The following is a 13,303-nucleotide window of genomic DNA, read 5'->3' as shown; positions in this document are numbered from 1 at the left end:
CATATTAATGGGCTGGGAAACTTCTAAATTATTAAGCTATCAACCAATTAAAAAACCAAATTATCTATTATGGGGTATGAGTTTATTATTCTTAATTTTAGCTGGTTTTATAATAACTGTTTTTACCTATGATGGTTCAGACTACCTTTTTTTTTGGTTTCTGGCTATTGGTGTACCGTTTTTTTTATGGATAATGATACTTGCATCTTGTTTATTAATTAACATTTCTGAGCATGCTTATAATGAAAGAATCACAGAACTAAATCAAGAATCGACCCAATTTTGGCAAAATTGGAGTAAGCAACAGATACCTATATTTGGGAGTTATCTGATCTGTGCAGAACAAAATGGCATAGAAGCTTTAACAGGTGATCTTGAACAAATTCCTCTTTATCCTGAAAAAGCAAGACCCCTATTTAATTTGACTGCATCGACTAAACCCTATTGGTTTCTTGATGAAGTAATGCAAAACTTAGAACAACAATGCCCTAATTATCGTCACTATTTAACGCATATCTACATACCTAAAGCACTCATTGATGACGATGAACTGCTAGAAGCCATATTTCAACGTTGGGATTTATATCCCGAACCAGTAATGGATTATTCGGTATGGATGTCAATCCTTTATGAAGAGCCAGATAATATAGAATTATCACTAATATTAGTATGCCAATATAGTGATAGAACCTACCATCATCACAGTAAATTTATCAGTGCTATGTTAATTGGTGCAGAATCATTAATTAATACTAAAAAGCTACAAGCAAAATCTTGGTTAGGTCGTTTGATGATCGCTCAGGACGATTTATCAGCTGATATCAATCAGTTTTTTACTTATACACAACTTTCTGCTCAAAATGTTAAAGATGTTTGGATTTCTGGATTAGACCCCAAAAATCGCACTCAATTTAACATTGAAAGGCATAAATTAGATATTGGTGAAAATAAAGAAAATCTAATTCATGATATAGATTTAACTTTTGCCAAACCCACAGAATTGACAAAGTATTTAGCGTTAACGATGGCAAGCGGTTATGTTAGTGCTTCTTCTCAAGAACAACTCGTTATTAGCCAATATGAAAATAAAGTCTATATACAGCTAATTACTTTTAAAAAATTGCTCCAAGAATAGAATAGGTAGAAAACAGCATGACTAACAATAATCAGCAAGCCACGTATTTATATAATACCGTTCCAACATCAGAAAATACCATACAAGGTTTATATCTTGAAAAAGAACGACTTATTGTACCCATTATCTTTATTCCTGGTGTGATGGGCAGTAATTTAAAAGAAAAAACAGATAAAAAGGAAGCAAAAAAAATTTGGCGTCTAGATAATAAAGGATCGGTTATTGGCTGGTCATTACCGAATTATGGTGATGCTAAAGCACGAAAATTAGAACTTGATCCCGATAAAACAGAAGTTGATGATCGTGGCAAGGTAATTGATGCTGCAGAAAAAGAGTGTTTGCAAATTAAAGCTGAGTATAACCGTACAATAAGAGATTTTAAAGAGTATGAAACCGAAAAATATATTGATGCGTACAATATTAGGCAACAGAAAATTGAAAAAGCGATAAACAATAATCCAGAAAATAAACGATTTGGCACACGAAAAGAACGAGGATGGGGCACGGTTGGTTACATAAGCTATGGCGAGTTTTTAGAAAAACTTCAAGAAAGTTTATTTGAACCAGATGGTCACTTATCAACTATTTTAAATGATTTAATAAAACCGCCTTCATTTTCATTAGATGAGGGTTCAAAATCGTCACTAGCGTTAGATAAAGAGCAAATTAAACATTGCGAGAAATTTTATTTTCCTGTGTATGCGATGGGTTATAACTGGTTAGAATCTAATGAAGATAGCGCCAAAAGGCTAAAAAGGTTAGTCGAGGTAACTATTCCTGCTTTTTATAAAAAGCGTGGACAAATTTGCGATAAAGTGATTCTAATTACCCACTCTATGGGGGGATTAGTTGCCCGTTATTATACCGAAGCGTTAGGTGGTCAAAATAAAGTATATGGTGTAATAAACGGTGTACAACCAGCTCTTGGCGCCGTTGCTGCCTATACTCGAATGAAGCGGGGCACAGAAGTTAATGGAGATGATAGCATAAGTAATTTTGTAACGGCCAATGTTTTAGGCAAGGATGCCGCAGAAATGACCGCAGTTTGTGCTCAAGCACCAGGACCTCTCCAGTTATTACCCACGCCAGAATATGGTATGGGTTGGCTCACGATCACAGATCCCAACGGTAACCCAGCATCCTATCCTAAAACTGATCCTTATACAGAAATCTATTTAGCCAAAGATAAATGGTGGTGTGCTTGTGAGCCCCATTTGATTAATCCATTTAATACTGACCATAATTTGCAACAAATGCAAGATGATTGGAAGAAATATGAAAATATTGTCAAATATAAAGTAAAAAAATTTAATGAGAGTATAGCTAATAAATATCACCCTAATACCTATGTATTTTTTGGTATAGAACGGAATGAGCAGAATATAAAAACAAGTGCTTTAACATACAAAGTTGCGCACTGGCAAGGTTGTTATGTTAAAGGCTATGAACCAGAAATGAAAAAACCAGCAAAGGATCATATTGGTGCACAAAATCGACTTGATTTAACTGAACTAACAGAGCATAGAACTGTCACAACAGATAGCCATGATTGGAAGTCGGTCACAATAAAAAATCGAGTGGCTTCTTATCCAGTTAATCAAGGAAACATTGCTGAAATCTATACTTTAAAAGGGGCTGAAGGTAATGGTGACGGTACGGTACCACAACGTTCAGCTGAAATTCCCATGGATAGTATACAAGCACGTATGAACTTATCCATAGAACACGAACCGGCATATAAAAGTGGAATTAGTCAAGAATTTACTTTGCGTGCCATCATTGATATTTTGCAGCAGGTTAAAACTAATGGCTAACTCCTTTAAATCTAATAAAAAATATTTCTTTTTAATTATTGCTATTTTAGTGATTTTACTCCTTGTTTATCACATTTTTCATAAGGATATTCGTATGATCAAATTATCATCAACACAACAGCAACAAGTAAATAAGTTATTAGAAAAGAGAGCAACACGCTGTATTGGCACCTATTTAATCGACTTACCCATTGAATTTAAAGTCAAAAAGAAGGGAAACTTTTATTATAAAAGTAATCATGATGTGACCATTACCACTAAGCAACAATACTTACCCCCTTTTAAACAGATGATAGCTCGGCGTGAGCAAGAGTTGAAAAATACTAAACCAGTTGATCCAGTGGATGGTGATTATTTAAAGGCCATTTATCCCGTAGATACAAATGACCCAGAAAAGATGCAAGGCATTATTTTTGAACGTATGGAAAGTATTGGTACTGCTGATATTCTTAGAGTGTTAGAAGGTTATCGCTGGCAAGATGAAGTAACGTTAAAGATCGAAATGAAAGCACAAAATGGCTTAGGCGAACAATATGCTAAAGATAGGCAAATTGATCCTGAATCCTATGGTAATAACGTGCCACAAAAATTAACAGAGATGTATAAACTGTTTGACCGAATTCAGCCACGCGATGATTTAACTATCCCAACAACACCTGGGTTTTGCATGTTTAACAGTTTTATGCATGGAGAAGATCGCGAATGGAAAGATATGAATTATGGTTATTGGCATGATAGTATTGAAGATTTTTCTTTCTATTTTGAATTTAATGATTTTGCAAGCGATTATGCACTACTTGATAAACCTGAAGTTTATTTTACACAAGGAGATGGTTATACCATTTATAAAGGTACGCGTGAGAGTAATAACTTAAAATTAGAAGAGTGGGTGGTTAAAAATAAATCTTCTGAAGACAATTTGGAATTTAATACTGACGGGTTAGCTTATATTTTTACTTTAGGCATTCATGTAACAGATCCAACTTATAAAACGCCTCGATTACGGGTAGAAATGTACTACAAACCTCCTTTAGATCCTAGACAGGCGTATAGCAAAGATCAACTAATGGTGTTTTGGCAAGAAATCACTAATAGCATTAGAATAAGGGAAAGCTCTTTTGAAAATGAATAAATATTACTGTGGCCTTATTGTTGGAAAGTATTGGTATTCCTGATATCGCCAGAATTTTATAGGGATACCGCTGGCAAGATGGAGTTACATTAAAAATAGAAATGAAAGCACGTAATGGACTAGTTAGTAAATATGATAATAGTAGAGAGAAATACCCAAATATATATAATAATAGTGTAAATACCCCAAAAAAATTAACTGAGCTGTATAAACTCTTTGAACGAATTCGGCCTCGTATGATTTAACTATCCCAACCGATAGATGCCGAATATAAAAAGTTAGGGAATAAATAATGCCATCCAAATATCAACCGCAAGTCTCATGTTGGCGCGAAGATTTATACAAAGGGGTTTATACAACAAAATTACATTTAAGTAATAATAAAAAATTACGTTATGCTAATGATGATTATTGTGAACTGTCAAGATGCCCAAAAGGAATGAGAGGTTATCTTCGATGGTTTATAGTAATTATTATATTTTTTACATGTTTGCTTTTTATTTGTTCGGCTTTTTTTGCTATTTATGCCATCATCTATGTCGATGAAATAAGGTTATTAGCTATTTTTTTAGAATGTATGTTTATACTAATTAGTTATTTTTTCATACAAATATTTTTATGTGGTTTATTTGCCCCCGAAGATTGTCCCATTCGTTTAAACCGGAAAACAAGAAAAGTTTATATTTACGAAAATATTATAATGCATTTGGGAGCTTGGAGAGCTTTAAAATACTCACCCTTTAAAATCAAAGAAGTCATTGTTAAGGAATTTGATTGGATGGATATCCAAGGGGTAATGAGTTCAGTTTCGGCACCGCTTGCCAGTGGTGGTACGGTCAGATCTTACCGTATTGAATGTGTGGTATGTAAACCTAATACTACTAATGTAATTGACCACTTTATTTTATGTACAGATAGCAGTTTAAGCTATGACGAATGGATGTGGATAAATAACTATATGGCCTTTTCGGATAATAATTTGGATGCAGAATTGATGCCAGAAGAAGAGTTCACATGGCCAATCAAAGTCAACTGGCCAGAAGAAATCGACAAGAAATCCAAAGCCAGCTCGCTTGAAGTGTATCAGCAAATAGATGCACAATATCAACAGGTAGGAAATCAATAATACAAATATGAAAAAATAAGGGAAATGAAAAATGAGTAAATTACGCGGAGTTATTCGGTTAGGCGATTTGACAGATCATGGCGGAAAAGTCATTACTGCTTCATCGACAATGACAATTTTAGGCAAACCTGTTGCTCGAGTGGGGGATTTAGTCAGTTGTCCAATAAAAGGCCATGGAATTAATCCTATTATTGAGGGCGAATCAACTTTTTCCGATCAAGGTAAGCAAGTCGCTTTAGATGGTCATAAAAGCAGTTGTGGTTGTTCTTTAATCTCATCATTATCCGAGGTAGGAAAAAGCTAATGTCTGTCGATTTAACATCACTGCCAGCCCCGTTGTCTGATGCCAAAAGAATGAATTTTGGATTCTGGGCTGTTTATATTTTTATATGGTGTTTATCTCTATGGTAATCGTCTAGCTTATATTGAACAGTGGAATTTATGCATAGAAAAGCGTAAACAAAAATTGATTAATTATGGGCAAAGAGGGTTATATGTTTTAGGATTTTCACTTATTACAGAACAGGGCGAAACAAGAAATGCAGCAGCTATCGTTAATAATGATTTTTTTATGATAAGTAAATTACACCGCAATAGTGGCATTGTTATTCCCCATACGACTTTATCTATGATTGATGATATGAAATCTGAAAGCTTTGATGAGCGTTTAAAATTTATTTTTACTCGTTTTGAAAAAGCATACAAAGCTAAATTTGCAACCGTGTTAACACAATCAAATTTGCATGTTAGGTTATTTATTGATGCTGAAGTTTCAAACGATAAAATAAAGGCATTATGGATGGAAACATTGGGAAAAAGAATTTGTCATCCTGCTAGCTTTGAAATTGAAGATTCCAGCCAATCATCTACATTTATAGAAACATGGTTAGACGATAGTGATCATGATGATGAGTTGCTTTTGGTGATTAATACACATCTGTTTTCAACCCCAATTAAAGATGAAGGTGAGTTTGCGTCAATGCTAGTTCTAGCAGGGGAAAAGGTAAATAGAGCGCCATTTTTTCCTACTGTTAATTCGCCATTAATAAAAGTTCATCGTAGTGAACAAAAAACGGAATTCACGCAAACTATTGAGCATGCTTTATTGTGGGGCAGTGCCGATGATAACAATTACGGCGGGGTTTGGTATAGCGGTATTTCGTCAGATTTTAAAAATGAAATTATGCACCACTTTAATCAAATTCAATTTGAAGCAAAAAATCATTTTGATATTGATACTTCAATTGGTTATGCTGGCTATTGTTCATATTGGTTGGCATTAGTGTTAGCCATTGAAAATGTATCTATAAAAAAAGATAAACAATTGATCATGGTAGGTAAAACACAACTTACCGCTTCGGTTGTGTCATGTTTGCAAGAAAATAACACTTGTTAAGCGTTTAAGGTAATATATCGCTATGTTAAATGTGCATTTTATTTTTATATTAAAAACTGATTATTTTAAACTATTTGCATTAATTTAAAATAATCAGTTAACTTTTTGCTTTTATACTATTTGGTATATACTGGGGGTACTGTTTTATCTATATTTATTTTTTATGCTAAAGCGAAGTATTCATCTTTTTATTGCGCTGTTTGCAATCTCTATTATAGCCATGGAAACTTACATTTATTGGCATACTAAGTTTCGTCCTTGGCAACCCGAATCTTCAATAGGGCGAATAATTTATTATTATAGTTTCTTCACGGTTTTATCAAATTTAATGTTAGCATTGAGTTGTTTTTGGCTAGCTATCAATCCTAATTGCCATCGATATAGTTTTAAAGTTATTCGTTTGAATGGTTTAGTGGGTGTGATTATAACAACTATTGTGTATAACATAGTGTTAAGAAGCATTCATACTCCACCTCCTAATGTATTATTGAAAATTGCTAATGAAAGTTTGCATGCGGTTATTCCTGCTTTGGGATTATTGAGCTGGTTTATTTTTGGACCATTTCGACGAATTGATTTAAAAGTCATTATGGGGGCGTTATTGTCAATGATTGGATATGGCATTTATATTTTTGTGCGTGGCTATTACACCAATTTGTATCCATATCCTTTTATTAATGTTACGCAGATTGGTTATCCAAAAGCGCTGTTTGCTGTGAGTGAGGTTTTTTTGCTATTTGTGGGATTAGCCTTTTTATGTTGGGCAATTGAATATTTAAGGAGTCGAAAATGAAACTGTATATTTATGAACACTGTCCTTTTTGTGTAAGGGCAAGAATGATTTTCGGTTTAAAAAACATACCGGTTGAATTGCAGGTATTGCTGAGTGATGATTTTCAATCGCCAGAGCGGATGATTGGCGAAAAAATGGCACCCATTTTACAAAAAGAGGATGGTAGCTATATGCCTGAAAGTTTAGATATAGTTGATTATATTGATAATAATTATGGTGGTGAGCCGATTTTAATTGGATCTAAATCTCCAAATATTGCAGAGTTAATCAAACAGCTACAGCAATATGATTATAAGTTAGAGTGTCCTCGTTATATAAAACTCGGCTTAGCTGAATTTGCAACACAAAGCGCGATTGATTATTTTGCAACCAGTAAAGTCGGCAAATTAGGGTCATTTGATGAATGTTTAGCGCAAACTGATTCGTTAGTGTCTGCCGTATCTGCGGTATTAAATAAGCTTGAATTATTGATTGTTTCGCCAAATGCGTGTAATGGTCAATTATCTTTAGATGATATCTGTTTGTTTCCTGTCTTACGGAATTTGACGTGTGTTAAAAGCTTAACGTTTCCGCCTAAAATTAAAGCTTATATACAATCCATGGCAAAACTGAGTAAAGTTAATTTGTTTTTTGATAAAGCCATTTGATGAACAGCAAGTGGATCTGGCGTTTTAATTTATTGTAAAACTCAGGTGCAAGAAAACGCCAGATTGTTTACACTTCATGATTAAAATAATCTGCTAACAAGGTAACTCCCATTTGTTTGTTAGCAGGTAGGTTTGTAAGTTTTCGATTAATAAGATGGTGATCACACGTTTTAACAATTAGATACTACAAATCCTTAATGAATCACGAAACGGTATAGAATCCTGAATATTTTTTACAAAAATATGATCTAAAAGGCGAACACTATATCTTTATTAAAGTTTCTATCTTGTATTCGTTTGAGTTCAGACAACTTTTATTTTTGAGTTGATACGATGAATATCAACGTTTTAGCAAATGGGATACTGCAAAATGAATCACGAAACGGTATAGAATCCTGAATATTTTTTACAAAAAAATATAATCTAAAAAGCGAACACCATATCTTTATTAAAGTTCCTATCTTGTATTCGTTTGAGTTCAGGCAATTTTTATTTTTGGATTGATACGATGAATATCCACGTTTTAACAATGAGATACTGCAAATTCTTAATGAATCACGAAACGGTATAGAATCCTGAATATTTTTTACAAAAATATAATCTAAAAGGCGAACACCATATCTTTATTAAAGTTTCTATCTTGTATTCGTTTGAGTTCAGACAACTTTTATTTTTGAGTTGATATGATGAATATCCACGTTTTAACAAATGAGATACTACAAATTCTTAATGAATCACGAAACGGTATAGAATCCTGAATATTTTTTACAAAAAATATAATCTAAAAGGCGAACAGTTGTATAAATATTCCATAGATAAGACACAATTGATGTAGAAAATTATGCTGCCTGTTTTCGTGTTTATATGCAATGAGAATTAGATTATTTAATACCTGATGAGACCTTTCGGCGTTGTAAATGGAATGTTCAGGGTAGATGTTTGGTGTCAACATGAAACATTTTGCCTAGATAGGTTTTGTTATTGCCTTTAGTTTGCCGTTTTAATTTATCTTCAATGGATTTTTCAACTTTGACTAAACGTTTAATACCATAACGGAGGGGTATTTTCTTTATGATATCAGCGCTATATGCTTTTCTGTAATAAGGCGTTAGTTTTGTTTTTTTTATGTATAACTATTACAGTCGTTTCTCAAATTATTGTAAATAACACGAGCAATTCCGACAACTAAGGTGATAAACAGGATAGCATGGTAAGAGAGAACAGGAAAATAAGAACAAAACCTGTTCTCTGTTTGGTTTGCTAATTAATTGCCTAATTTAAGATCAATCACTTCAATATTATCTTTACCACCATAGATATCATACCAAGGCGTGGCATATTGTTTTAATATCTTATTAAGGTGCTCAACATTTTCACGGCCAATTTGATCTAACCAACGTTTTAATCCCTCTTTTCCACCTTTTGCATAGGCGGCAACGCCTTCAAACCATGTTGCTCGTCCACCGAGGATGCCACTATATTTAGCCCCATTTTCACCAGCAAAAATGAGTTCTTGGTGGAAGGTTTTTGTTGGCACGCCCGCACTTAAATAAATGAAAGGACACGTTGCGACATCGCTGGCTTGTTTAAAGTAGTCAGCAGCTTGTTTTTGCGTGTAGACAACGACGTTGTTGTCGTTAAAGCCTTCGACATTTTTAAAAAGCACAGGAACTTCGACTTTTAAAATATCAATGTAATATTGTTCTTTAGTAAATTCTTTAATGGTATTAATGACTTTTTGAGGTTTGATTTTTGCAAATTCTGGGCTTTTATCGTCAGTTATCTCGTTATCATATACTATAGGTTCAACAAAAACGGGAATATCGGCAGCTCTTGCCTCATTACCTAAACGTTCTAAAAAAGCGTGCTTTTTATCTAAAATATCTTGAGGATCATCAGGATTATAATAAACCAATACTTTTGCGGCATCTGCGCCTTTTTTTATTAAACGTTGTAATGAATCTTCGGGCAATATATCGGGCAATCGTCCTGGCGTATTGGCATCATAGCCTGTCTTTTCGTATGACATGATTAATCCAGCATTGCTATTTTTGGCAGCCATGCCTTTAAAGCCATATTCTTCATCTAACAAAATTGCACTGACATATTTAGTTAACTCTTGAGAGACAAGTTCCTTAAATTCATACACCATATCAATATGATAACGATCTTTGCCAACGGCCGATTCCATCATCTTAACCATTGAACCTCGTTGATCGATCGCCAACGCAGCGATAACGCCGTCTTGGTTGGATAATTGCTGCATACGTGTGAATTTGCCACGAGAAATACATTTTTTAGCCATTTTATAGCTCTCCGTTTAGTAAGATGTTTCATTGTAGTTTTTTTGTTTGGCTATTTATTAATCATTTGTGCTAGTTTTAGCGGTATTTTTAAAATAAGCGAACACAATTATTGCGCAACGCATAATAATTGCGTTTAAGTTATCACTTGAGTGGATATCTTCTTTTAAAAAAGCAACTGTTAGCGTATAGTAGTTAATTACATTAAACTGTTTGTAAACAATAATTTACAAGGATGCACATGCAAAATGTAGTACCCCAAACATCGACAAGAACTCTAAATGCCAAAGACTATAAAACATTGGCACTCTCCGCATTAGGTGGGGCATTAGAATTTTATGACTTTATCATTTTTGTGTTTTTTTCAATAACCATTAGTCATCTTTTTTTTCCGAATGATATGCCTGATTGGCTGAGCCAAGTGCAAACCTTTGGTATTTTTGCCGCTGGATATTTAATACGTCCATTTGGAGGAATTGTTATGGCGCACTTTGGCGATCGGTTTGGTCGCAAAAGGATGTTTACGCTAAGTATATTGCTTATGGCATTACCCACACTATTTATAGGTTGTTTACCCACATATACCCATATTGGTATTTTAGCACCTTTGTTGTTACTGTTTATGCGATTATGTCAAGGTTTAGCAGTCGGGGGCGAAGTTCCTGGTGCTTGGACTTTTGTTTCAGAGCATGTACCGAAAAATAAAATTGGATTGGCATGTGGCATTTTAACTAGTGGATTAAGTCTAGGTATTTTGCTCGGTTCGTTAGTTTCAACGGCTATGAATAAATGCTTATCTGCCGAACAACTCATTGATTGGGGATGGCGTATACCATTTATTATTGGTGGTGTTTTTGGATTGATTGCAATGTATTTACGTCGTTGGTTAAAAGAAACGCCAATTTTTCAGGAAATGCAAAAACGCAAACAACAAGAATTAGCTAAAAAAATACCGGTTATTACTGTGTTGACGGAGTATTTACCTCAGACTATTTTATCCATGTTACTCACTTGGGTGCTGTCTGCGGGGATTATGGTTATTATGCTAATGACGCCAATTTTATTACAAAAGCAATTTGGCTACTCACCAGTCGATGCGTTACAGGGCAATATATTAGCAATTATTGGCCTTATTATAAGTTGTACATTTTATGGCATGATGATGGATAAATTTGCTATGGGGAAAGTGATATTAATCGGTTGTGCTATTGCAACTGTTGTTATCGCTATTTTTTACCTCTCATTAGATAACCCGCACCTTTTATTTATGACTTATTCGTTAGCGGGTTTGAGTGTTGGTATTGTAGGTTCTTTTGCTTATTTTATGGTGACCGTGTTTCCTACTCAGATTCGTTACAGTGGCGTATCGTTTTCATTTAATATGGCTTACGCCATTGCGGGCGGATTAACACCTTTGTTGATCTCTTTTTTGAGTGATTTTATGAGCAAAATGGCGCCAGCTATCTATGTTATTGGATTATTTGGTTTCGGTGCATTGATTGGGTTATTTTTATTCATTAATAATAACAGCCAAAAATATATTGCTAAAGATCTTGCATAACAAATGCTAATCGTAGAGTTGATTATTTTATAATGGTAAATGGGAAGTATAAAAATTTGTTCTTGCTTCCCATTTAGCTGACTTACCTTACATTCATATCTGCCTGCTTTATTCATTTAAACGATATATCCATCTTATTTTGTCAAAAAGTTTCAGGAAAGGCTACGTTTTAGTATAGTTTATTAAAACATCAATACGATTTAGTAAAATTGTGAAACAACTCAAATTTTTTAAGCAGGATTAGGTTAAAATAAAATCAATGATATTTTAATTTTAAAATTTGCTAGGAGAAAAAATGAAAGCAGCAGTTATTAGACAAGAGTGTGACGGTCAAGTCGAAATTAAAGATATCCCTGTTCGCCCTTTACAAGCAGGAGAAGCACTCGTTGATGTTGAATATTGTGGCCTTTGCCATACAGACATCCATGTGGCATCGGGTGATTTTGGTAAAAAACCGGGGCGAGTTATTGGTCATGAAGGCGTTGGCATTGTGACTAAAATTGCGCCTGATGTAAAAAGTTTGAAAATAGGTGATCGTGTCAGTATTGCTTGGTTTCATGCTGGTTGCGGTACTTGTGAGTATTGTATTTCAGGTAATGAGACATTTTGTCGAAATGCGTTAAATTCTGGTTATAGCGTTGATGGCGGTATGGCAGAACAATGCATTGTTAAAGCGGATTATGCTGTTAAAGTGCCAGAAGGGCTCGATCCTGCACAAGCAACTAGCGTGACATGCGCAGGTGTAACGACATATAAAGGGATTAAAGTGGCGAATACAAAACCAGGTCAATGGCTTGCTGTATTTGGTATTGGTGGATTAGGTACACTTGCTATTGAGTATGGTAAAAAAGTATTTAACAATAAAGTCGTTGCAATCAGTAACAGTGATAGTCAACTGGAATTATGCAAAAAACTAGGTGCGGATTTAGTCGTTAATCCTAAGAAAGTTGAGGATGTGGGGGCTTATATAAAAGAGCACACCGCAGGTGGTGTGCATGGCGCTGTTGTGACCTCGGTTACTAAAACTGCATTCAATCAAGCTATCAATTCAGTGCGCCCTTTAGGACGTGTAGTTGCATTGGGTTTGCCTTCTGAAAATATGGATTTGAGTATTCCTAAAACAGTATTAGATGGTATTCAAGTTTTAGGTTCACTGGTTGGTACTCGTGAAGATTTAGCTGAAGCATTTCAATTTAGTGCCGAAGGTAAAGTTGTGCCCATAGTCGAAAAAAGACCTTTGGAAGATATCAATGATATGATAGAGGAAATGAAAGCAGGTAAAATTCGAGGTCGTATGGTTGTTGATATGAAAATGAAGAAAAAGAAATAAATTTTCAAAAAATAGCGAATAAAAAGTCAGCTTTGTGCTGACTTTTTGTTTATTTTAGCATTCTGA

General features: G+C 34.4%; 11 protein-coding genes. 10 read left to right on the top strand and 1 reads right to left on the bottom strand.

The genetic code is table 11. From position 1 onward, the window contains the following. Window positions 1-7: 7 nt before the first annotated feature. From ACYIAM_RS00675 to grxB, 8 genes are all read left to right on the top strand, one after another. Window positions 8-1,135 carry a hypothetical protein gene (locus ACYIAM_RS00675; RefSeq protein WP_483746896.1) on the top strand — a complete coding sequence of 376 codons (1,128 nt, stop codon included), beginning with the start codon at window positions 8-10 and terminating at the stop codon, window positions 1,133-1,135. A 17-nt stretch (window positions 1,136-1,152) separates the two neighbouring features. Beyond that, complete coding sequence (locus tag ACYIAM_RS00670) at window positions 1,153-2,949, top strand: esterase/lipase family protein (protein ID WP_483746895.1); 1,797 nt, start codon at window positions 1,153-1,155, stop codon at window positions 2,947-2,949. Window positions 2,950-3,043: 94 nt separating this feature from the next. Continuing rightward, window positions 3,044-4,081, top strand: a complete 1,038-nt coding sequence (locus ACYIAM_RS00665; protein ID WP_483746894.1) for a T6SS immunity protein Tli4 family protein — start codon at window positions 3,044-3,046, stop codon at window positions 4,079-4,081. A 292-nt stretch (window positions 4,082-4,373) separates the two neighbouring features. Next, the gene (locus ACYIAM_RS00660) at window positions 4,374-5,207 is read left to right on the top strand and encodes a DUF6708 domain-containing protein (RefSeq protein ID WP_483746893.1); all 834 of its coding nucleotides are present in this window, start codon (window positions 4,374-4,376) and stop codon (window positions 5,205-5,207) included. Between the two features lie 31 nt (window positions 5,208-5,238). Then, window positions 5,239-5,511, top strand: a complete 273-nt coding sequence (locus tag ACYIAM_RS00655) for a PAAR domain-containing protein (RefSeq protein WP_174796771.1) — start codon at window positions 5,239-5,241, stop codon at window positions 5,509-5,511. 57 nt (window positions 5,512-5,568) lie between these two features. After that, entirely contained in the window at window positions 5,569-6,603 is a 1,035-nt protein-coding gene (locus tag ACYIAM_RS00650) for a hypothetical protein (RefSeq protein ID WP_483746892.1), read from the top strand. A gap of 163 nt (window positions 6,604-6,766) precedes the next feature. Continuing rightward, the gene (locus tag ACYIAM_RS00645) at window positions 6,767-7,396 is read left to right on the top strand and encodes a Pr6Pr family membrane protein (protein ID WP_483746891.1); all 630 of its coding nucleotides are present in this window, start codon (window positions 6,767-6,769) and stop codon (window positions 7,394-7,396) included. Then, window positions 7,393-8,043: a glutaredoxin 2 gene (grxB, locus tag ACYIAM_RS00640; protein WP_483746890.1), complete on the top strand. Its 651-nt coding sequence runs from the start codon at window positions 7,393-7,395 to the stop codon at window positions 8,041-8,043. The genes ACYIAM_RS00645 and grxB overlap by 4 nt, the downstream gene beginning before the upstream one ends. A 1,264-nt stretch (window positions 8,044-9,307) precedes the next feature. On the opposite strand, the gene ACYIAM_RS00635 is transcribed toward grxB, so the two are convergent. Continuing rightward, window positions 9,308-10,348 carry a tagatose 1,6-diphosphate aldolase gene (locus tag ACYIAM_RS00635; RefSeq protein WP_483746889.1) on the bottom strand — a complete coding sequence of 347 codons (1,041 nt, stop codon included), beginning with the start codon at window positions 10,346-10,348 and terminating at the stop codon, window positions 9,308-9,310. A gap of 239 nt (window positions 10,349-10,587) precedes the next feature. On the opposite strand from ACYIAM_RS00635, the gene ACYIAM_RS00630 reads away from it, so the two are divergent. Both ACYIAM_RS00630 and adhP read left to right on the top strand, forming a co-directional pair. After that, a complete protein-coding gene (locus ACYIAM_RS00630) occupies window positions 10,588-11,907 on the top strand; it encodes an MFS transporter (protein ID WP_483746888.1) in 1,320 nt (439 codons plus the stop codon). 295 nt (window positions 11,908-12,202) lie between these two features. After that, complete coding sequence (gene adhP, locus ACYIAM_RS00625) at window positions 12,203-13,237, top strand: alcohol dehydrogenase AdhP (RefSeq protein WP_483746887.1); 1,035 nt, start codon at window positions 12,203-12,205, stop codon at window positions 13,235-13,237. The last annotated feature ends 66 nt before the right edge of the window (window positions 13,238-13,303 follow it).

The sequence above is a fragment of the Gilliamella sp. X-60 genome (assembly GCF_057063585.1).
This window is presented reverse-complemented; position numbering and strand designations above follow the sequence as displayed.